18 protein-coding genes are annotated in these 21,448 nt (G+C 64.8%); 9 read left to right on the top strand and 9 right to left on the bottom strand.

The window, feature by feature from the left end:
* Positions 1 to 354: 354 nt before the first annotated feature.
* Positions 355 to 1,026, top strand: coding sequence for a response regulator transcription factor (locus BRAD285_RS01480; protein ID WP_035645003.1), 672 nt, complete (start codon positions 355 to 357; stop codon positions 1,024 to 1,026).
* On the top strand, positions 1,026 to 2,462 hold the full coding sequence (locus BRAD285_RS01485; RefSeq protein WP_006610187.1) for a HAMP domain-containing sensor histidine kinase: 1,437 nt from the start codon (positions 1,026 to 1,028) through the stop codon (positions 2,460 to 2,462). The genes BRAD285_RS01480 and BRAD285_RS01485 overlap by 1 nt, the downstream gene beginning before the upstream one ends.
* Before the next feature lie 31 nt (positions 2,463 to 2,493).
* On the opposite strand, the gene BRAD285_RS01490 is transcribed toward BRAD285_RS01485, so the two are convergent.
* Positions 2,494 to 3,609, bottom strand: coding sequence for a TAXI family TRAP transporter solute-binding subunit (locus BRAD285_RS01490; RefSeq protein WP_050886761.1), 1,116 nt, complete (start codon positions 3,607 to 3,609; stop codon positions 2,494 to 2,496).
* Positions 3,610 to 3,885: 276 nt separating this feature from the next.
* Positions 3,886 to 4,836: an aldo/keto reductase gene (locus tag BRAD285_RS01495; RefSeq protein ID WP_006610189.1), complete on the bottom strand. Its 951-nt coding sequence runs from the start codon at positions 4,834 to 4,836 to the stop codon at positions 3,886 to 3,888.
* Positions 4,837 to 5,097: 261 nt separating this feature from the next.
* On the opposite strand from BRAD285_RS01495, the gene BRAD285_RS01500 reads away from it, so the two are divergent.
* Positions 5,098 to 6,330: an NF038122 family metalloprotease gene (locus BRAD285_RS01500; protein ID WP_006610191.1), complete on the top strand. Its 1,233-nt coding sequence runs from the start codon at positions 5,098 to 5,100 to the stop codon at positions 6,328 to 6,330.
* A 214-nt stretch (positions 6,331 to 6,544) separates the two neighbouring features.
* On the opposite strand, the gene BRAD285_RS01505 is transcribed toward BRAD285_RS01500, so the two are convergent.
* The 3 genes from BRAD285_RS01505 to BRAD285_RS01520 form a co-directional block, all read right to left on the bottom strand.
* Positions 6,545 to 6,760 carry a hypothetical protein gene (locus BRAD285_RS01505; protein ID WP_035644990.1) on the bottom strand — a complete coding sequence of 72 codons (216 nt, stop codon included), beginning with the start codon at positions 6,758 to 6,760 and terminating at the stop codon, positions 6,545 to 6,547.
* A 303-nt stretch (positions 6,761 to 7,063) separates the two neighbouring features.
* Positions 7,064 to 7,267, bottom strand: a complete 204-nt coding sequence (locus tag BRAD285_RS01515; RefSeq protein ID WP_244422091.1) for a type II toxin-antitoxin system RelE/ParE family toxin — start codon at positions 7,265 to 7,267, stop codon at positions 7,064 to 7,066.
* Positions 7,264 to 7,554: a CopG family ribbon-helix-helix protein gene (locus BRAD285_RS01520; RefSeq protein ID WP_139020574.1), complete on the bottom strand. Its 291-nt coding sequence runs from the start codon at positions 7,552 to 7,554 to the stop codon at positions 7,264 to 7,266. The genes BRAD285_RS01515 and BRAD285_RS01520 overlap by 4 nt, the downstream gene beginning before the upstream one ends.
* A gap of 767 nt (positions 7,555 to 8,321) precedes the next feature.
* Between BRAD285_RS01520 and BRAD285_RS01530 the strand changes: the two genes are divergently transcribed.
* Together BRAD285_RS01530 and BRAD285_RS01535 are read left to right on the top strand one after the other, a co-directional pair.
* Positions 8,322 to 8,678 (top strand): zinc ribbon domain-containing protein, encoded by a 357-nt coding sequence (locus BRAD285_RS01530; RefSeq protein WP_157681651.1) that lies wholly within the window; start codon positions 8,322 to 8,324, stop codon positions 8,676 to 8,678.
* Positions 8,679 to 8,685: 7 nt separating this feature from the next.
* Complete coding sequence (locus BRAD285_RS01535) at positions 8,686 to 11,514, top strand: AAA family ATPase (protein WP_006610192.1); 2,829 nt, start codon at positions 8,686 to 8,688, stop codon at positions 11,512 to 11,514.
* Here BRAD285_RS01535 and BRAD285_RS01540 read toward each other — a convergent pair.
* The 4 genes from BRAD285_RS01540 to BRAD285_RS01555 all read right to left on the bottom strand — a co-directional run bounded on the left by BRAD285_RS01540 (position 11,489) and on the right by BRAD285_RS01555 (position 16,980).
* The gene (locus BRAD285_RS01540) at positions 11,489 to 12,148 is read right to left on the bottom strand and encodes a class I SAM-dependent methyltransferase (protein WP_006610193.1); all 660 of its coding nucleotides are present in this window, start codon (positions 12,146 to 12,148) and stop codon (positions 11,489 to 11,491) included. The two genes, BRAD285_RS01535 and BRAD285_RS01540, sit on opposite strands and share 26 nt — an antisense overlap.
* Positions 12,148 to 12,693: a hypothetical protein gene (locus BRAD285_RS01545; protein ID WP_006610194.1), complete on the bottom strand. Its 546-nt coding sequence runs from the start codon at positions 12,691 to 12,693 to the stop codon at positions 12,148 to 12,150. Before BRAD285_RS01545 ends, BRAD285_RS01540 begins: the two co-directional genes overlap by 1 nt.
* A gap of 1,410 nt (positions 12,694 to 14,103) precedes the next feature.
* Positions 14,104 to 16,140: a YgiQ family radical SAM protein gene (locus BRAD285_RS01550; protein WP_006610195.1), complete on the bottom strand. Its 2,037-nt coding sequence runs from the start codon at positions 16,138 to 16,140 to the stop codon at positions 14,104 to 14,106.
* Positions 16,141 to 16,269: 129 nt separating this feature from the next.
* Positions 16,270 to 16,980 (bottom strand): hypothetical protein, encoded by a 711-nt coding sequence (locus tag BRAD285_RS01555; RefSeq protein WP_006610196.1) that lies wholly within the window; start codon positions 16,978 to 16,980, stop codon positions 16,270 to 16,272.
* Positions 16,981 to 17,087: 107 nt separating this feature from the next.
* On the opposite strand from BRAD285_RS01555, the gene BRAD285_RS01560 reads away from it, so the two are divergent.
* The 4 genes from BRAD285_RS01560 to BRAD285_RS01575 all read left to right on the top strand — a co-directional run bounded on the left by BRAD285_RS01560 (position 17,088) and on the right by BRAD285_RS01575 (position 21,448).
* Entirely contained in the window at positions 17,088 to 17,777 is a 690-nt protein-coding gene (locus tag BRAD285_RS01560) for an HAD family phosphatase (RefSeq protein WP_006610197.1), read from the top strand.
* 178 nt (positions 17,778 to 17,955) lie between these two features.
* Positions 17,956 to 19,935: an SPFH domain-containing protein gene (locus tag BRAD285_RS01565; RefSeq protein WP_006610198.1), complete on the top strand. Its 1,980-nt coding sequence runs from the start codon at positions 17,956 to 17,958 to the stop codon at positions 19,933 to 19,935.
* Positions 19,936 to 20,066: 131 nt separating this feature from the next.
* Complete coding sequence (locus BRAD285_RS01570; RefSeq protein WP_035644993.1) at positions 20,067 to 20,471, top strand: hypothetical protein; 405 nt, start codon at positions 20,067 to 20,069, stop codon at positions 20,469 to 20,471.
* A 143-nt stretch (positions 20,472 to 20,614) separates the two neighbouring features.
* Entirely contained in the window at positions 20,615 to 21,448 is an 834-nt protein-coding gene (locus BRAD285_RS01575; RefSeq protein WP_035644996.1) for a hypothetical protein, read from the top strand.

The following is a 21,448-nucleotide window of genomic DNA, read 5'->3' on the forward strand; positions in this document are numbered from 1 at the left end:
GTTTGTTCAAGTCTTGCCGGAGACGATTACGACAGACTGACGTCAAGCTCTAGAGCGATCTAATAGCGGAGCGTCAACTCCGGCCGTTGTCCTCACGTCATACGATTGCAAGGACTCCGACCCACAAGCCGGCCGTGTTCGCATTGTCGAAGATGCGGTGGAACCATCGCCGCAGTGTCGGCTCGCCGCCCGCGAGGCGTCCGAAAAAAATCCGTGCCGGGCGAGGCTCGTGAAAAAATCGCTATGATGTCAGGAGCTTGCAAGAATGGTAGGTGAGTGCTGGCGACGTAATCCTATTGTAATCCGTCCGTAATGATAGAAGACCTCGGCTCGCCTATCATGCAGGAGAATAGTGTGCGCGTACTGGTCGTTGAGGATGATCCGCAGCTCGGAATCTGGCTGCGGGATACGCTCGCAACGGCCTTCGGCTCGTCCGACGTCGTCACCACGCTGGATGAGGGACGCGCCGCGATCGCCGTGCGCAATTTTGAGCTCGTCGTGATCGATCGCGGCCTGCCCGATGGCGACGGGCTGGCGCTGTTGCCGGATCTGCGGCAGCAGAAGCCGAGCCCGGCGACCGTCGTGCTGACCGCGCTCGACGATCCCGCCGATATCGCCCGCGCCCTCGACGAGGGCGCCGACGACTATGTCGCCAAGCCGTTCGAGCCGATCGAGCTGGTCGCGCGGGCGCGCGCGGTGCTGCGCCGGCTATCGCTCGATCGCGGCGCGATGGTCTCCATCGCCAACCTGACCTACGACATCGTCAACCGCGCGGTCACTGTCGATCAGACGCCGATCGTCGTGCCGCGCCGCGAGCTGGCGATCCTCGAGGCGCTGGTCCGCCGCAGCGGCCGTGTCGTCCTGCGCGAAACGCTGGAATCGGCGGCCTACGGCTTCGAGGACGAGATCCAGTCGAATGCGATCGAGGCGCATGTGTCGCGGCTGCGCCGCCGTTTGCGCGAGGCCAATTGCAAGGCCACGATCAAGCCGGTGCGCGGCCTCGGCTATCTCATGAGCGGCGAGTGATGAAGGTCAGGTGGCAGAAGCTCGCGCGCATCCGGCGGTCCATCACGTTGCTGTCGGCGACGTTGATCGGCATCGTCAGCACCATCATGCTGATCTGCGCCGCTGCCCTGCTGATCCGGTTCGGCGGCGACGATGACGGCACCTGGGGTGCCGCCGATGTCGCCGATGCCTTGAAGGAGGCGGTGGCGCGCGACGCCGGCGGCAAGCTGCTGGTCAAGCAGACGGCGCGGCTCGACAAGATCATCCAGGACTTTCCGACCTTCTGGTACGTCGTCTCCGACAAGAGCGGCGAGGTCAGCTACGGGCCGATCCCGAAATGGCGGCCGCACAAGAATCCGTCGACGCAGGACGGCACCAGCTTCCTGGCCTATGCCATCGACGGCGAGACCCGCAACCTCAAGCGCATGACCGCGGTCCGCAACACGCCGGTCGGCGAGGTCTGGATCGAGACCGGCGGCGTCGCCTACACCTCGACCCAGCTGATGCTGGGCACGCTGACCGATGCGACGATCGTCGCGCTCCCGATCATTCTCGTCCTGTTGGCCACGGTGGTTGCGGCGCTCGTGTTCATGCCGGCGCTGATCGCGCGCCCGGTTCGCGCAGTGGCGAGGGCGGCCGAGCTGATCGACGGCGTGCCGGATGGCCGACGCCTGCCGGAGCAGGATGCCCCGGCCGAGCTGCTGCCGCTGGTCACCGCGTTCAATCGCGCTTTGTCGCGCATCGACCATGCCGCCGAGGCGCAGCGCAACTTCCTCTCCAATGCCGCGCATGAGCTGAGGACGCCGCTGACCAATGCGCGCACGATGCTCGAGACGATTCAGGATCCCGGCCTGCGCGCGCGGCTGGTGGCCGAGAACCAGAAGCTGTCGTCGATCGTCACCATGCTGCTGCAGCTCGCGCGCATCTCGATGGAGCCGATCGAGCCGACCGAGATCGATCTCGTTGCTCTGGCGCGGCGCGTGACCGCGGAGCATGTTCCGATGGCGCTGAAGGCGGAGCTCGAGATCGGTTTTGTTGCGCCGGAGACGCCGGTCTGGATCCAAGGCTCCGAGCCTGCGATCGCGGTGGCGCTCTCGAACCTGATCAGGAATGCGGTCACGCATGCCGGCTCGGGCGGTCCGATCCTGGTCGACGTCAATCCCGCCGCGCAGCTGAGCGTGATCGATTCGGGCCCCGGCCTGGACTCCGATCAGCCCGAGCGCCTGCTGCAGCCGTTCGAGCGCGGACACGCGCGCGGCGACGGCATGGGGCTCGGGCTTTCGATCGTGTCGCAGGTCATGGCCACGCATCAGGGGCGCGTCGAACTCCGGGAGACGCCGGGCGGCGGCACCACCGTCGAGCTGAGCTTTGCGCGCGCAGCGGCGCAGCCGTCGAGCGCATCGGTGACAGGCGAAGCCGCCTTGCCGCTCCGGCGCCGCGCCGTTGTGAAGGCTTAGTTGCCGCGGCGGGCCGCCTTGATGCGCAGCCTCAGCGCGCGTCCTTGCTTCGCTGCCATTTCAGAAAGTCGCTGTACAGCTTCGCCGCTTCGTCCGACGACATCCGCGCCTGCGCCTTGCGCTCGTCGAGAAACTTGCGGAACTCGGCGGGATTGCCGTCGCTCGACGGCGACTGCACCGCACGTGCGCCGTCGAGCCAGTCCTGCGCCGCCTTGAAGCGGATCATGCCCTGCACCGGCGCCGACAGCACCGTGTCGCGCCATTTCGGATGCCGCGGCGGCGACTGCAGCACCTGGATCTTGCCGAACAGCGCATCGACGAACCGCGCCGTGCGCCGATAGCGGTCGCTATTTTCAGGCCAATTATAGACCATCAGCACGGTGGACGCCGCGACCGCGTCGACCTTGGTGCCCGGCGGCACCAGGTTGGGATATTCCTCCGACGAGAACGATGTCGGCAGATAGATGTCCTGCAGCGCGCGGTCATACGGGACCGGCAGCAGATGCAGCCGCCCGCCCTCGTTCTTGATGCCCTTGATGATCGGCGCGTCCTTCGACACCGATGCGATCCAGGCATCGCCCTGGCCGTCGATCAGCTTCTGCAGGCCGCCGGTCGGGTCTGTCACGGAGTCGATGTCGGCGCGGATGCCGAGCCGGCGAAAGATCGTGGTCGCGGCCGGCAGGCCGATCGATCGCTCGGCGAACACGCGCTTGCCATTGAGATCCTCGAGCGAGCGGATCTCGCGCCGCGCGATGATGTGGACGTCGTTGTGGAACAGTTTTGCGATGTAGCGGACGCGCTGGGCGATGTCCGGAATGTTATATTCCGTCTTGACGAATTCCAGCGCGTCGGTGGCGACGAAGCCCATGTCGATGTTCTTCAACATGATGATGTCGACGAGGTTCTGCGCTGAGCCCTTGCCGAGGATCGGCAGCACGCGGAGATTCTCGCCGTCGTCGAGCACCGCGGCCATGTCCGAGCCCATCACCGACATCGGTCCGCCGATCGGCGCGGTGATGACCGTGACCGTGCCGGAGTTCAGCGAATCCCGATCCGGCAGATTGCCGACATTGGCCGCGCCGGTCGCCGGACGCGGCTGCTGCTGCGCCTCGGCACTGGGGCCGAATGCCGCAGTGGCCGCCAGCATGATTGTCGAAACGAGTACGCAAAGACGAACACGCGACACACCTGCCCCCAACGCTTTCCCTTTGAGTCTTTCTAATTTGGCAGTGCACTTAACGTTTCGATCCGGGCCGAATTTTGGCCGCTGCGAGGCGATGCCCCAGATGTCGGTCAAGACGCTGCAAATTAGCCCGACTGGCTCCACGCCTGTGCTGGAATTGCGTTGTGCGGAAGATCCGCGTAGCTCACGGCGCGATGCGTCAACGCGTCGCGCCGTGCTTTGGATGAACGAACTAACAACTCAAGCGCTTGCGGTGTCGAGCCGCGCAACCTGATCGGGCGTCAGCGCGAGCCGCGTCGCTGCGACCAAGGTATCGACATGCTCCGGCTTGGTCGCGCTGGCGATCGGCGCCGTCACCGACGGTTTGGCGAGCAGCCAGGCCAAGGCGACGGAGGCCTGTTGGGCGCCGGTTTCCTTCGCCACCTCGTCCAGCGCGGCGAGGATACGCATGCCGCGCTCGTTCATGTATTTCGGAATGCCGCGCTGTCCCCGCGGACTCTTGCCGTAGTCGGCCTCCGAGCGGTACTTGCCGGTGAGGAAGCCGGCGGCGAGCGAGAAGAAGGTGATGACGCCGACCTGGTTCTGCTCGCAGACGCGCTGCAGCGCGCCTTCATACACCGATCGTTCGGCGAGACTGTAGTCCGGCTGCAGGCTCTCATAGCGCGGCAGGTTGTTGGCCTTGGAAATGTCGAGCGCGGCCTGCAGCCGCTCGGCCGAGAAGTTCGAGGCGCCGATGACGCGCACCTTGCCGGCCTTGATCAGTTTGTCATAGGCCGCCAGCGTCTCCTCCTGCGGCGTCGTCTCGTCGTCCTTGTGCGATTGATAGAGATCGATGAATTCGGTCTGCAGCCGGCGCAGGCTGTCCTCGACCGCGCGCGCGATGTAGTCCGCCTTCAGCCCGACCTTGCCGTCACCCATGTCCATGCCGACCTTGGTGGCGAGGATGACGCGGTCGCGGTTGCCGCGCAGCTTCATCCATTTGCCGATGATGGTCTCGGACTCGCCGCCGGTGTGGCCGGGCACCCAGCGGGAATAGACGTCGGCCGTGTCGAGGAAGTTGAGGCCGGAGTCCAGCACCTTGTCGAGCAGGCGGAATGACGCCGCTTCGTCCACGGTCCAGCCGAACACGTTGCAGCCGAAGCAGAGGGGCGGGACGTTGAGGCCGGAGCGGCCGAGCTGACGATGCTTCATGACGATCTCTCGATTCGGACGGGCTGATGAAGTCTGTGGCTGGATGTGTGGCGGAACGCCGGCGGCAGATTGCCTGCGTTCGCTGCGCCTGACCAGCGCGGCGGCAGCATGGCAAGGCGCGCATCGCGCATCCAAACCGTGGCGCCGATGCCCTGAAGACGGTCCGACGGCGTCAGACTTTGCACTTAGTTGCCGACGATGGTCCGCCCATTGCGAACGTCTCGCAAATGAGGATGCGGGGCACGGGAGGGAGTCCGTCCAATGAACACGCTGACCTATGACCAGCTCGGATTGAGCTCCGATGCCCTGATGCCGGACACGGCTGCTGCGAAGAACACTCCGACCGCGACGGCTGCGGCAGCGACGCCGTTCGTGCTGCCGCCTGGTGCGGTGTCGGCTCCGGTCGTGCATGCCGACGGCTCAGAGACCGTCTCGGTCCACACCGGCGGCCTCACCTTCAATCTGAACTTCGATGCCGCCGCGGCGGCCGCGCCGGAAAGCTTCCGCGCCGGCGTCGAGCAGGCTGCCGCGATCCTGTCGTCGGCGATCACCGACAAGGCCACCGTCAATCTCGCGATCGACTTCGCCGGCACCGGCGGCGGCGCCGGCGCCAATGTCAGCAACGGCGTGCTCGCCAACTACACGCAGCTCCGCACCGATCTGCAGGATCATGCCGCGGCCGGCGACACCGTGTTCGACAATTTGCCGACCACAAGGGCCGTGCAGGGCCACTCTCAGGTGTTCGTCGCCAATGCGCAGGCCAAGGTGCTCGGGCTGATCGATCCGAACAGCACCACCACCCAGGACGGCTTCGCCGTCTTCAACACCGACATCCCCAGCCAGTCGCTGGTCGGCGTCGCGCTGCATGAGCTGTCGCATGCGCTGGGCCGGGTGCCGTCGCCGGGCAATCTCGACATTTTCGACCTGTTCGACTTCACCAAGCCGGGACAGCATCTGATCAACAACAACATCGGCTCTGGCCCGCCCGCTTACTTCTCGCTCGACGGCGGCGTCACCAAGATCGCCGATTACGGCCAGATGTCGGATCCGGCCGACTTCCTCAACACCGGCATCCAGGGCGCCCGCGATCCGCTGAACGAATTCTACAATCCCACCACGTCGCAGACGCTGTCGCCGATCGACCTCGTGGTGCTGGAAACACTCGGCTACAACATCAAGACGCCGGATACCGCGGCGCTGCTCGCCCAGCTTCCCCACGCCGCCGGCGTCGCCGCGCCGCTGCAGACGCCGGCCCAGGCCGCCGCGATCGCGTCCGCTGTCGCCGCGGAGACCGCCGCCAGCCTGACCAAGCTCGGTGACGCCGCCGGCGCCGCGCAGGTGCTGGCAAACGCGCAAGCCGATGCGGCTGCGGCCAATGGCACCGATGCCGGCGCAGCCCACGACCACACCGCAGCCTATGCCGGCTATTCCGCCGAGCCGCATCATGATCCGATGATGCTCGCGATGCACCTGCACGCGATCAGCGCGAACTAAGGCGGGTGCGCGATAGCAGACGATTGATACCGGGAGCAGGGCAATCGCATCAGCCGATCCGAGCGATGCGCCTGGCTGTTTCAACGTGGTCGTGGCCGGGCCTGTCCCGGCCATCCGCGTCGCAATCGCCTGAATGAAAGACGTGACGCCAAGCGATCGCGGTTCCGAGATGTGGCCTGCTCACGATCGATCGCCGCGAAGCCGCCGCTGCAGCTCAGGATCGCTCGCGGCCGCGCTGCCGGTCCAATTCGCGCAAATAACTCAGACCGCAGACCGTCAGCCGGCCGGGATCATGCATGCCCTGTTCAGCCATCCCGCGCATATGCCGCGCTAGCGCGCGCCGCGTTCCCGGGTCCAGATCATGTCTGGCCACGCGGCGATAGATCTGCATCGCTCGAGAGAGCGGCTTGGCGAGTTCGATCGAAGGCATAGGAATTAACGGGAGCCGGCTGGGATCGTTCCGAAATGACCGACTTAGCAGTCGCAAACTTCACGGTTGTATCATGTCGTGATACATGCCTGCCATGATCAGGAACTTCCGGGACAAGATCACCGAGGCGGTCTTCGAGAGAGAGAGAATCCCGAAGGGCTTTCCATCAGATTGTTGAAGGTAGCCCGCCGAAAGCTCCGTTATCTGCATGCATGTGATTCAAAAGCACTCGGGCCAACGCCGCGCGCTGTGAAGCACCCGTAGGATTTGGATCACATCGTTGGATAGCCGATACGGGACGATTTAGGGCGTCTTGGGGATGACGAGTTCACGTGTGCCCTGAACACGACCATGTCGCCCCATTTGTGGACGATTGGCCAACAGAGTCTCGACATTCCGGAGAATATGAAGTGCAACGCGCTGTGCTGCCGCCGGATCGTCTTGCGCGATGTAGGCCCTCAAGGCGACGAGGTCAGCGATCGCCTGCGGAGACCAGATTGGAGTCATTGCCGCTTGGAGCTGCCCTTGAGCGCGTTCCCAGGCACCGGCCGTTCGGTTGGACTTCCCCAGGACGCGATCCAATCCCTGACGTCCTCGTGGGGAATTCCTTCACCCCGATCAAGCGACGAGATGGCCTGCTGGATGCCCTCTGCCTGCGACTCATAAACATCAAGCGAATCGTTGATCAGTTCGGCCGCGACCACATCGAGGCTCCGACCAGTGCGCTCGGCCAACCGTTCCAGGCGTTCATTCACGCTGGCATCGACGTGCACGGTCAAGGTGGTCGACGTCATGAGATCGTCCTTCGTTTGCAGCGCCATTCAATTATATGGCTAGGTTCCGAGCGACGCAATTGTCGGCGGCGGCCTTCGCATTGCTACAGGGCGGTATTGGATTTTGCCCTCATGCCCGACGGGCAATTTCCGCATCCCCCTCATGCACCAACTGCCCGTCGAGCCAGTTTGTCGCATGCTGCGTGCCTTGTGTCGTCGGGCAAATCAGATCGATTGTCTCGGCCATCCCGTTCGCGATGAAGAGGGGCGTTTCGGCCGATCGTCACGGAGCGTAGCAAGCGGGGAGCGGTGGACGTGTCGGGCTTGGGGCTTTCGCGCAAGCGGGCCGGCGAGCGAGCCTGGTGCGTACGGTCAAGTCGCGTGGTCCTGACCTCCCGATGCTGAGGTCAAGCTGGCTGATGATGCGGAGGACGCGTCGCGCCGGCGATGGGGGCAACAAGCCGGTCCCCAGGGAGAGCGCGAAGCAGCCGTTAAAACCAGCCGCGCGGGGAAGGCCGGGTCGTCCGGCTGAACTCGTGGTACCTGCCGCCTGCATTTTTTTCCGCAGGCGGGCCACGGGCCTCAGTCGAGGTCCGGTCTTCCCCGCGCCCTCTCATCGTCGAGGGCGCCTTGTTGGCAGCATGACCCGGACGCGGATGCGCCGCGGGGCAGCGGTGGGCTGTTTGCAAGCATCGGCAAGAGGATGTCGACGGACGCGCGATGGATTGCCGTTCACTCCACGAACTTCCGTCATTATAGTGGGAACTGGTCATCAGAGGCGCGACGGCATGCAATGCGCGGTATGCGGCACAGCCAATCCTCCCGAAAACCGCTACTGCCACCATTGCGGTGGGCCATTCTCCCTGCGTTGCCCCCACTGCGATCATGAAAACTGGCCGAGCGCGCGCTTTTGCGGCTCGTGCGGATCGTCGCTGGGGGCGCGGCCGACGAAGTCCCGGGCCGGTCGGCGCCCCCTCAGCGAGCGCAAGCAGGCGACAGTGCTCTTTGCCGACATCGTCAGCTCGACAGAGCTGGTCGTCGGCCTCGACCCAGAGCAGGCGATGGAGCGTCTGGCGCCAGCCGTCTCGCTCATGTGCGAGGCGGTCGAGCGCTGCGGGGGGCACGGTCGTTCGCACCCTGGGTGATGGTGTCATGGCGCTGTTCGGCGCTCCTCTCGCGCAAGAGGGGCATGCGATTCTCGCTTGCGAAGCTGCCCTCAGCATGCAGGAGGCATTTCCTCCCCAGGAAGGCGGGTTGCGACTACGGATTGGATTGCATTCGGGAGAAGTGGTCTCGGAGTTGTCCGCCGGCGAACTGAGCACCGGAGGTGCTCACGGCTCGACGATCCACCTGGCCAGCCGCCTGCAGCAGATCGCCGAGCCGGGAGGCACGTGCATCACCAAGGACTGTCATCAGCTGGTCCGTTCCTGTTGTGACGTGCGCTCGCTGGGTCTCCATGCCTTGAAGGGGTTTCCCGAACCGCTCGAGATCTACAGCCTTCTCGGTTTCAAGCCTGCGGTCGCCAGTCAGCACTTCCGCGGCGCGAACCTCACGTCCTTCCGCGGCCGCGATCCGGAGATCGCCATGCTGCAGCGTGCCCTGCGCCGGGCAGAGAGCGCGGAAGCCGCGGTGATCGGCTTGTCGGGCGTCCCCGGCGCCGGCAAGAGCCGGCTCTGTTTCGAGTTCGCGCAGTGGTGCCGCGGCCGCCTCATCCCCGTTGTCGAGGCCCGGGCGCTGCTCTATGGCCACGCGACCCCATTCCAGCCCGTGCTGGAATTCCTGCGTGTGTTTTGCCACATCGCCCCATCCGATGATGCGACGGTCGCTGGCGATCGCATCCGTGAGCGCCTTTCGACCATCGGTCCGACATTCGATGCCGATTTCCCTCTGGTCTGCGAGTTTCTCGGGCTATCGCATCAAGACAGCGCGCCCATCCTTTTGTCGCTCACGCCCAAGGCCAGACTCAGGCGCCTGCTTGACATCATTCGTCACATGGTGCGGCAAGGCAGTACGACCACTTCCGTCATTATCGTGGAAGATCTGCACTGGCTCGATGAAGCAAGCGAGGACTTCGTCGCGACGCTGGTGGACGCGGTCGAAGGGACACGGACGATGCTCGTCCTGACCTTTCGGCCCGGCTATGCGGCACCGTGGATGAGTTGCTCCTACTACAAACAGATCGCGCTCGTCGATCTCACGCCAACCGAGGCCGATGATCTGGTCCGCGAGCTGATCGGGGACCGCCCCGAGCTTCGTGAGATTTGCCAGAGAATCGCAGAGAGAAGCGGCGGCAATCCGTTTTTTGCCGAAGAGCTGGTGCGCTCGCTCGCAGAAAACGGCAGCATTTTCGGCGATCCAGGCGACTATCTGCTGGGCTTCATGGCCGCTGAAGGTGCGCTTCCGACCACTGTGCAGGCCGTCATTGGAGCGCGCATCGATCGGCTGAGGGACGTCGACAAGGCGATTCTGCAGCTTGCCGCGGTGATCGGCGCGGAATTCCCGCGGGGGATGCTCGAGAAGCTCGCGCCGGCGCCGCCCAGCGAGATCGAAAGTAGCCTCGACTCTCTGTGTGATGCTGAATTGTTGCAGCGACAGGCGGCACGGGATGGCATCTGGTTCGAGTTTCGACACCCTCTCATCCAGGAAGTCGCCTACGGGGCCCAGCTCAAGACGCATCGCAGTCTTCTTCATGCCGCTGTTGCCCAGGCCATGGAGCAGTTCTATGAGGACCGGACCGACGAGTTTTCTGGCCTTATTGCCTATCATTACGAGGCTGCAGGCCATGTCCTTCAGGCTGCAAAGCACGCCGCGCGAGCTGCAATCTGGGTTGGCTCGACCCATTCTGCGCAAGCGATCAAGCATTGGGGCAAGGTCCGAAGTCTCTTGCAGACGCAGCCTCGGTGCAGCGCAACCGACGAGTTGAGGATCATGGCCAGTGGCCAACTCGCCTGGCTCGGCTGGCGCGAGGGCCTGACGGCAAATGAAGGCAAGCCGTTCATCGATGAAGCGTTGACGTGGTCTCGCGAGACGGACAACAGGATGATCCCGCTCCTGCTGCTTGTCGACGGTCGGATTACCGTGACGAGCGGCGGCGCCGCCGACACTTATGTCGGGCGTGTCAAGGAGGGTCTCTCGCTGCTGAAAGAAGGAATCGACATCGGACGGATGGCAACGCTGAACGTCGCGCTGAGCCAGGCCTATGGTTGGGCGGGCATGTTGAACGAGGCGCTGGCTGCGAATAGTGTCGCGATGGATGGCATATCCCGGATCGAGAAATTCGATCATCAGTTCCTCGGATACAGCGTGGAGCATTGGGCTCTCGGCTTGCGGGGACGCATCCTCGTTCGACTTGGCCGCTTCGAGGAGGCCGCCAAGTGCTTCGATCTGCTGCTGGGAATCGAGGAAGACCTCCAGGATCCGACGGCCCGGCTGATCCCGCATCTGGGTTACGTCGATCTGGCCTGGTGTTTCGGCGATCCGGCCCTGGCGGAACGCCATGCGCTGCGCCTCGCGCAGATCGCCGAGAAGCACCAGAGCCCTTATCTGCAGGTCTTTGCACTTGCCTGCATGGGAACGGCGAAGTGCGTCGCGGGAGACTTCACGGCGGCAGTGCATGACCTTGTCGCGGGCGTGGAGTATCTGCGCAAAACGAAGGCCGCGATGGAATATGAGCCTGAAATTCTGGCGAGCCTGGCTGATTGTCATGACCAGAACGGCGATGCCGAACTTGCCATGCAGGTCGCAAGGGAGGCGATTCAAGTCGCCCAGCAGCGAAACGCCCGTCTCCCCGAGTGTCGCGCCAGTATCACGTTAGGAAAGACGCTGATCGCAGCGGGAGGCGCGTGCGCCAACCATGAAGCCGCCGCGCTTTTTGCACGAGCTGATCAACTGATGCGGATGACAGGAGCCTGCATCTACGAACCTTTGCTGGCGCAGGCCCGTAAACACCTCCCGATCAGCGGCCAGCATTCGATGTGTTGACCAGCAACGTGAATTCGCGAAGACCGTAGCCTGCCACGACCCTGGCCGATGACCTCAATTGGTCGGTCGAAAACCGGACCCAGCGATCAGGCGTGGTGCAATACAAACCCTCTGGATTATCGTTGACCGGATCGGGAGTCATGAAATTGACGGCAAAGCCCCGGCGGCTGCTTGCATGAATGTCAGCGAGGGTCTCGCTGACATAGCGTTCCCAAGCCTCGCTGGAGCAGCCGAGGCTGACGTTGAAGATCCCGCTCGCCACCGAATAGTCGGCGATCCGCGGGCTCGTGGTGGCAACCTTGAAACTCGCCCGGCTCAGGTCACGCTGTAGCCTGTCCGCCTGGGAGATCATGGCCGGAGAGAGATCGTAGCCGAGATAGTCGATGTCGGTCTCGGAATGGTACCTGTTGAGGTAAGACAGCAGCGCGCCGTATCCACAGCCGACGTCGTTCAAGGCAAACGGAGCTCCGAAGTCACAGATCTTCAGGAGGTGAAGAAACCGCACCTCCTGCGTGATGGCGGAGTCCCAGTCGGCGCCGGCCGGGACAGGACCAAAGGCGATGATCCTGTCGCTGTAGTAGGATTCGACGCCTGCATGGATTGCGTCGATCTCCCGATCGGTCGCGCCGTGCATCAGGGTTGTCCGGATGCTCCAGATGTCTGCGGAAGCAGTGCGGCACGCCCGGACCATGGCGTCATCGGAAAGGAAATCGTCAGATGGTCATCGTCCATATAGACGAGAGGCTTTCCGATAGAGGCGAGGACGCGTGGATCATCATCCAGCTTGTGAGTGGTGAAATACACCGGATATGGAATGTCGGACTCGAGATTCTGCCGTAACGCGGTCGAGATCCCCCGGTCTCCCGCTTCTCCGGTGTTGGTCCCGTTCATCGCGAAAAGCTCTTGAGAGAGACCATTCAGATAGCCGTACAGCTTGCTTTTGAGGGCCGGATTCCAGAAGCCGCCCAAGCCAAGGACAGCAAAGCTGTCCGCAAGCGAATGCTGGTCGGAAAAGATCTGGAACGCACTTTGCAGCGATTTGAGCTCGTCGATGCCGTCCTTCAGCGGCAAGCTCAGCGGTGGTGATGCGGCTTCGGTTACGACCCGGGCAAACCGAAGATTGGCCAAGTCCAGCAAGCTCGAAATGAGATGATCGTCCTGACGAAATCGAGGACCCATTGTTATCGCCCCTCAAGTAAACAGCCCACTCCATCATACCGCTTGATTGCAGCCGGATACAACTCCGAGGGGACTCATTTTTCGAAGCACGATCGGTCAGGCGGCCTGCACCGCCCTTCGATGCATTCCGGCGAAGCTCTCCGCGAGGAAGTCCTAATCCCTCTCAGGATGTCCGTCGGCGAAATGGCCGGTAACGCGTCTATGGTGATCATTCCTGCCTGTTTGTCGTGATGCCCTCGTCATGCCCGACGGGCAAATCCCACATCCCTCTCATGCGCCAACTGCCCGTCGAGCCAGTTTGTCGCATGCCGCGCGCCTTGTGTCGTCGGGCAAATCAGGCCGATGTTCTCGGCCATCCCGTTCGCGATGAAGAGGGGCGTTTCGGCCGATCGTCACGGAGCGTAGCAGCGGGGAGCGGTGGACGTGTCGGGCTCGGGGCTTTCGCGCAAGCGGGCCGGCGAGCGAGCCTGGGACGTACGGTCAAGTCGCGTGGTCCTGGCCTCCCGATGCTGAGGTCAAGCCGGTCGAAGATGTGGAGACGCATCGCGGCGGTGATGGAGGCAACAAGCCGGTCCCCAGGGAGAGCGCGAAGCAGCCGCTAAAACCAGCCGCGCGGGGAAGGCCGGGTCGTCCGGCTGAACTCGTGGTACCTGCCGCCTGCATTTTTTTCCGCAGGCGGGCCACGGGCCTCAGTCGAGGTCCGGTCTTCCCCGCGCCCTCTCATCGTCGAGGGCGATGTCGACAGCATGACCTGGACGCGAATGCGCCGCGGGGCTGCGGTGGGCTGTTTGGAAAATCGTACAGCGGATGTGAGGCGGAGGTGCACGCATGAGCTATGCGCATCCTGTGAGTTGGAACGGCGCTACCACAAACTCAGTGTCATCCCGGCCTTGAGCCGGGACCCATAACCACCGGCGGGTGTGTGAGGCAGGCTGGTGGCTCAGGACAAGCCCAACACACCGTTCTGTGGTTATGGATCCCGGATCTTCGCGCGCTGTGCGCGCTCGTCCGGGATGACGGCAGAGGTTGAGGCGCAATGGCCGTGCTACAAACTCAGTGTCGTCCCGGCCTTGAGCCGGGACCCATAACCACCGGCGGGTGTGTGCGGCAGGCTGGTGGCTCAGGACAAGCCCAACACACCGTTCTGTGGTTATGGATCCCGGATCTTCGCGCGCTGTGCGCGCTCGTCCGGGATGACGGCGGAGGTTGAGGCGCAATGGCCGTGCTACAAACTCAGTGTCGTGCCGGCCTTGAGCCGGGACCCATAACCACCGGTGTGGTGTGAGGCAGGCAAGTGGCTCCAGGCGTGCCCAAAACATCTCCCTGTGGTTATGGGTCCCGGGTCAGGCCCGGGACGACAGCGGAGAGGATGCGAGAGTGCGTCTTCATGACAAGATCGCGCTCTACCAACTACTTCCTGATCTTCACGCCCTTGGTCGTGAACTTCTGCGGCCGTTGCTCCGGCCGGACCGGCCGGCGCGTCACGGCGGCCTTGCCGGTGCCGGGCGGCTGATGCGCGGGCACCAGCTGGTCCGGGCGCGAGCCGATCAAATCGGCGCGGCCCATGGCGCGGAGCGCGTCGCGCAGGACAGGCCAATTGTCCGGGTCGTGATAGCGCAGGAACGCCTTGTGCAGCCGGCGCTGCTTGAGGCCCTTGATCGCCTCGACCTTGTCGCTGGCGCCATGGCGCACGCCGCGCAAGGGATTGACGCCGGTGTGGTACATCGCGGTCGCCGTGGCCATCGGCGACGGCAGGAAGGTCTGGACTTGATCCGCGCGGTAGCGGTTCTTCTTCAGCCACAGCGCGAGGTTCATCATGTCCTCGTCGGATGTGCCCGGATGCGCCGCGATGAAATACGGGATCAGATAGTACTTCTTGCCGGCCTGCGCGGCGGCGGCATCGAACATCTGCTTGAAGCGGTGATAGGTGCCGATGCCCGGCTTCATCATCTTGTCGAGCGGGCCGCGCTCGGTATGCTCCGGCGCGATCTTCAGGTAGCCGCCGACGTGATGCGTCACGAGCTCCTTGATGTAGGCCGGGCTCTCGACCGCGAGGTCGTAGCGCACGCCGGAGGCGACCATCACGCGCTTGACGCCCTTGACCTCGCGCACCTTGCGATAAAGCCGGATGAGATCGTCATGCGAGGTGTTGAGGTTCGGGCAGATCTCGGGGAAGACGCAGGACGGCCGTCGGCACGCGGCCTCGACCTTCGGGTCCTTGCAGGCCATCCGGTACATGTTGGCGGTGGGGCCGCCGATGTCGGAGATCACGCCGGTGAAGCCCGGCGTCTTGTCTCTGATGCGTTCGATCTCCTGCAGGATCGAGCCTTCGGAGCGGCTCTGGATGATGCGGCCTTCATGCTCGGTGATCGAGCAGAAGGTGCAGCCGCCGAAGCAGCCGCGCATGATCGTGACCGAGAACTTGATCATGTCCCAGGCCGGGATCTTGGCGTCGCCATAGGACGGATGCGGCGCGCGGGCGTAGGGCAGGTCGTAGACCGCGTCCATCTCCGCCATGGTCAGCGGGATCGGCGGCGGGTTGAGCCAGAGGTCGCGGTCGCCGTGGCGCTGCACCAGCGGCCGCGCATTGCCGGGATTGCTCTCGCGATGGAGCACGCGCGAGGCCCGCGCATAGGCCTCCTTGTCCTGCTCGACCTGTTCGCAGGACGGCAGCCGAATGACGACGTCGCCCTTTTCGCGCGCGGCACCTTCGTCGGCGGAGTCGAGATCGTCGGCATGCAGCTCGACATACCCCTCAGGGACTTTCCGGAACAGAGCGGTGCCGCGCACCGACTCGATGTTCTTCGGCGGCTCGCCGCTCGCGATGCGATGCGCGACCTCGATCACGGCGCGCTCGGCATTGCCGTAGATCAGGATGTCCGCCTTGGCGTCGGCGAGCACCGAGCGGCGCACCTTGTCGGACCAGTAGTCGTAATGCGCGATCCGGCGCAGCGAGGCCTCGATGCCGCCGAGCACGACCGGGACGTCCTTGAACGCCTCGCGGCAGCGCTGCGCATAGACCAAGGTGCAGCGGTCCGGGCGCTTGCCGCCTTCGCCGTTCGGCGTGTAGGCGTCGTCGCTGCGGATGCGGCGATCGGCGGTGTAGCGGTTGACCATGGAGTCCATGTTGCCGCCGGTGACGCCGAAGAACACGCGCGGCTTGCCGAGCGCCTTGAACGGCTCGGCGGAGTGCCAGTCGGGCTGGGAGATGATGCCGACACGAAAGCCCTGGGCCTCGAGCAGCCGGCCGATGATCGCCATGCCGAAGGAGGGATGGTCGACATAGGCGTCGCCGGTCACCAGCACGATGTCGCAGACGTCCCAGCCGAGCGCGTCCATTTCCTTCCGGCTCATCGGCAGGAACGGCGCGGGCTTGAGGTCGGCGTGGTGGCGCGGCCAGGAACTCAAGGCGCGAGAAGTCAACGGGGCGGTGAGGGCGATGTTCATCGCCCACGCATAGAGAAACGGGGCTGTCAGTTCAACCGAGCCGCCTGTCGCAGCCTGCGGCGGATGATCAAATTGTCCGGAATGGTTCCCGCGGGGTATCGCGGGACGGCCGTTCGGGTCGGTCGGGTGTCAGTTCAGCCCCTGGTTCGCCTCGGTGCGCCGCTTCAGCCAGCCATGGCCGAAGAACGCCAGCAGCGCCGCGGCGGCGAGCATGATCCAGATCGACGGCAGCCGGGACCGGGAGCTGCCGGCCTCGCCGACCGTCATCGGGCCCTGCGCCATGCCGGTGTCGCGCATCGAGACCAGCCGCATGTCGGCGCCGTCGGTGGTGCTGCCGCGCAGACCGGCCACCGCTGGCTGCAGATCGGTCGACAGCATGCGGCCCATCTCTGCGCCGGCAGATGCGACCGAGCCGTCGTCGCCCTGCGGCGGGTCCATGGCGGCCTGTCCGGCGTGGGCGCCGGCGGGCAGCTGCGCGAACGAGTTCATGTTGGCCGGGCGGTGCGGCTTGGCGGGATGCTGCGTCATCCGCGGCTCGGCCTTGTCCGCCTTGGAGTCCGCCTTCGACTCCGCCTTGGCCATCTTCTCCGGCGTCGAGTTGTGCGGGACCGCCACGCGCACCTGAGGCCGGGCGTAATTCGGCTGCGTGATCGCCAGCATGCGATTGGACCAGGACATGTAGGCCTTGCACATCGAGTTGCAGTATTGGCCGTTGACCATGTCCTCGCTCGCCTGCGCCGGGCCGGGGGCCGCGAGCAGCATGGCCGTGAGCATCGCTGCGGCCGCGCCGAGCTTCATGATCGATCTCGAATGGGACGTCGCTTGCAAATGGCCGATCATCGCAATTTCCCCCGTCGCGGTTTCACGCCGTTTCGGAGATAACGACAGCCGCTGTGGTCGAGAGTTGGATCAGATCACGTCAACATCCGGATGAGTTTGAGGTCAATTTGCTGATGCGAGGCGTTCTTAACAGGCGACCGGTGCTGCTGTTCGACATCGACGGCACGCTTGCCGACACGGATGCGCTGCATATCGAGGCGTTCAATGCCGTGTTTGGGCCTCGCGGCCACGTGTTCGACCGTCCGCGGGCGGCTCGCGAACTGCTCGGCCGCTCCAACGCCTCGATCGGTGCGGAGTTTCTGCCCGATGAGCCGCCCGAGCGGCGCGTCGAAATCATGGCGGAAAAGGAGGCGGTGTTTCGCAGCCTCGCTGCCGGCAAGGTGGAGCCGCTGCCGGGCCTGATGGCGCTGCTCGATCAGGCCGCGGCGGCGGCCGTGCCGGTTGTGGCAGTGACCAACGCGCCGCGCGCCAATGCCGAGCTGATCCTGCAGGGGATCGGAATCGCCGATCGGTTTCGCGCCGTCATCATTGGCGACGAGCTGCCGCACGGCAAGCCGCACCCCCTGCCTTATCTCGAAGGGCTGCGTGCCGCGGATGCCGCGCCGGACTGCGCTGTCGCCTTCGAGGATTCCCGCGCAGGCATCACGGCTGCAACGGCCGCGGGCATCGTCACCGTGGGCATGCGCACCAATCTTGGCCACGACGATCTGATCGCCGCGGGAGCCGCGCTGTCAGCCGCGGCGTTCGACGAGGCGGAGGTGTTGGCGCTGGTGCAGAGGCGTTTGCAAGGCGATTGAGTCGCCGCATCGCGACGCAGGTTCAACGTTGGGAGACGAAATATTTCGGCGGCGGTGGTCTTTGAAAAATCCGCAGGAGGTCTAGGTTCTCGCGCGCCGACACCGATCGGCATGATCGCGCGCGGTGACAGCGCGGCGGCAGCAGCCGCCCCGGCCATGCGCGACTTGGAGACCCCTCATGGACATCACCACTCTGGTCCAGCCGGCCCTCGCGGCCGGGGCGATCATTGCGTTGCTTGCACTGCTGAAGCTTTCCAACGTCATCCGCTACATCCCCAACAACCAGGTCGGCATCGTCGAGAAACTGTGGAGCATCCGCGGCTCCGTCGCCGACGGCTTCATCGCACTGAACGGCGAGGCCGGCTTCGAGCCGGAGGTGCTGCGCGGCGGCCTGCACCTGTTCTTTCCCTTCATGTACCGCATCCACACCTCCGATCTCGTGACAGTCGGCCAGGGCAAGATTGCCTATGTGTTTGCCCGCGACGGCGCGCCGCTCGGTGCCTCGCAGGTGCTGGGCGCCAACGACAGCGAGGACAACAGCGACTTCCAGGATACCAGGCGCTTCCTGCTCGCCGGCGGCCAGAAAGGTCCGCAGCGCAAGATCCTGCGCGAAGGCACCTACGCGATCAACACCACGCAGTTCGCGATCATCACCGACGAGCGCGTCTATGGTCACGCGCTGAGCGACCAGGAGCGCATCGTGCTCGACGCCATGCAGCTGACGATCGCCGAGCGCTGGGGCTTCACGCCCGTGATCCTGGCGGCCGATCATGACCTGGTCGGCATCGTCACCGTGCACGACGGTCCGTCGCTGCCTCCCGGCGAGATCATCGCGCCGGAGGTCGGCACCGAGCTGCGGGACGCCGCCACCTTTCACAACAATTTCCAGGAGCCCGAGAAATTCCTCGCCGCCGGCGGCCATCGCGGCCGTCAGCTGCAGGTCATCGTCGAGGGCACCTGGTACATCAACCGCCTGTTCGCCACCGTCGAGAACGTGCCGAAGACCATCATCCCCGTCGGCAATGTCGGCGTCGTCATCTTCTACACCGGCCCGCACATGGCCGACGTGTCGGGCGAGACCTATCGCCATGGCGAGCTCGTCAGTAATGGCGGCCGCGGCGTCTGGAAGGATCCGCTGCTGCCGGGCAAATACGCGTTCAACACCTATGCCGGCAAGATCGAGATCATCCCGACCGTCAACTTCATCCTCAAATGGGTGCGTGGCGAGGTCGGCGCGATGAAGCTCGACGAGAACCTGTCGGAGATCTCGCTGATCACCAAGGACGCGTTCGAGCCGACCTTGCCGCTCTCGGTGGTGATGCATATCGACTACAAGAAGGCGCCGATGATCATCCAGCGCTTCGGCGACGTGAAGAAGCTGGTCGAGCAGACGCTCGATCCGATGGTGTCGGCGTTCTTCAAGAACGTCGCGCAGAAGATGACCCTGATCGAACTGCTGCAGAACCGCGCCGCGATCCAGGAGGAATCCGCGGCCGAGATGAAGGTGAAGTTCGAGGGCTATTCGCTCGAGCTGCAGGAGGTGCTGATCGGCACGCCACGCGCCGCGCCCGGCGACCAGACCATCGAGAACATCCTGATCCAGCTGCGCATGCGCCAGGTCGCGCGTGAGCAGGTCGAGACCTTCCAGGAGCAGGAGAAGGCGGCGATCCAGGAGCGCACGCTCAATGAGGCCAAGGCGACCGCGGCGGCGCAGGCCGCGCTGACGCAGTCGCTGATCCAGATCCGCGTCAACGAGAACGAAGGCGCGGCCGCGCTCGCCCGCGCGCAGAAGGATGCCGAGACCCGCAAGGTGACGGCGGCCGCCGTCGGCGAGCAGTCGCGGCTCGAAGGCCAGGGCGAGGCCGATCGCGCGCTCGCGGTTGGTGCAGCCAACGCGCAAGCGACCAAGCTCGCGGTCGATGCTTATGGCGGGCCGGAGTTCAGGCTGGCGGAGCAGAACTTCGCGAAGTTCGCGGAAGCGCTGACCCGGATCAACCAGCCGCTGGTGCCGCAATTCCTGATGTCCGGCGGGCCGGCGCAGGAGAGCGGCAATTCGGGCCTGATCCCGACGGCGATGCTGAGCTCGATGTTCGGTCGAATGATGCCGGAGGCGCTGGAGCAACTGAAGCGCGAAGCACCGCGGGCCGCGCGGCAATAGGAGGGAACCACGTGGGACGGCGAGCTGACATTTGGCTGACATGCGGCGACAGCTCGCCGTCACTGCGTCTGCGCGATGGTCACGACGAACGCGGCCGAGGCGTCGGCCGCTCTGAGTTGAAGGTGAGACTGATGCGCAAGATGTTGATTGCAGCCGGCCCGTCGGAACAGCCGCTTCGCGTGATGCTGCCCGCCGATGATGGCGCATCGGCCAGCGATCGGCGCGGTCGCCGCGCGTGGGCGCTGGGCCGTCATCGGTCGGCACGGCCGTCTCGCGCAATGAAGGCCATCCTGAAAGGCCTCAGGGCGACGCTGATGGTCCTGATGCCGCAGGATCTTCGCCGTCCTGCGGACGACTTCCGTGCGGAGGTCCTGCCATCGTCCCCGGCTCTGCCGGAGCTCTACCTCGTTCGCGATTGCGGCCGCGCCCTCGATGTGGCCAGTCCAGCGCCTCGCGTGCCCGGTACCTTCGCGTACGAGGCCGTCACCCCACGTCATCACCTGCGCCAGCTGCGCGGGAGACGCCGGCGCCCATGACCCGCGACGCGTGCACGCTCCGATCCCGATGGATTCTCACGTCCATCGCACCTATGCTGGAGCCGGTCTCACGAGGGCTCGCGCGCCATGCATCGGTCCGGGTTGAGCGCAGCAGTGCGTGAGTGTCGAGGTTCGTATTGGTAATGGTCTCATTCCGATTTCCGCTGGCCTGTCTTGCCTTGCTGTTCGCCACCGCCGTCCTCGCCGCCGACAAGCCCGGTGAGACCAGGGGCTCGGTGCTGGAGCCCTCGCCAGAGAACATCGGCCTGACCTGGACGAAGGCCAACCTCGTTCTGCCTGCGGCGCTCGCAGGCGGACGGCGCTGGGAAGGGCGTGCCGAGGATGCGCCCGATGTGATCGGGATCGCGCCGCTGGTGGTGGTGATGCACGGCTCGAGCGGCGTGGCGCCGGCGATCAAGGAGTTTCAGGTCTGGCTCGCCGATGAGCTCGGCGTAGCCTCCGTCGCGCCCGACAGTCTGGCGATCCCCGATCGGTTGACCTACACGTCGCCCATCGATGTCGCCACCTATGAGCGCGTCCATGCGTTGCGGCTGGCTGAGCTGGAGAACGCGCTGAAGGCGTCGCGCGACTGGAGCTGGGTCGACCGGCAGCGTGTCGTCATCGCCGGCACGAGCGAGGGCTCGGTGGCGGTCGGCCGTTATGCCGGCAAGGATGTCGCGGCGCGGCTGATCTATTCCTGGTCCTGCGAGGACAACTATTTTGTCACCGCACCGCGGCTCGGCATCGGGGCGAAGGAGCCGGTGCTCAACGCGATCTCGGCGCGCGACCCGTATTTCTCGGCGGCCAATCCCTGGAACAAGGACCGCGCCGTGACCGGCTCCTGCGCAGCGGTGCTGAAGGATGATCCGAAGGCGGAGGTCATGGTGATCGATGCCGACGTGCACACGATCCTGAACCGGCCCGAGGTGCGCGAGCGGAGCGCGCAGTTCTTGCGCGGTGTCCTGGATCAGCAGTAA

Origin of the sequence: Bradyrhizobium sp. ORS 285 (assembly GCF_900176205.1) — a bacterium.
Classification (GTDB): Bacteria; Pseudomonadota; Alphaproteobacteria; order Rhizobiales; family Xanthobacteraceae; genus Bradyrhizobium.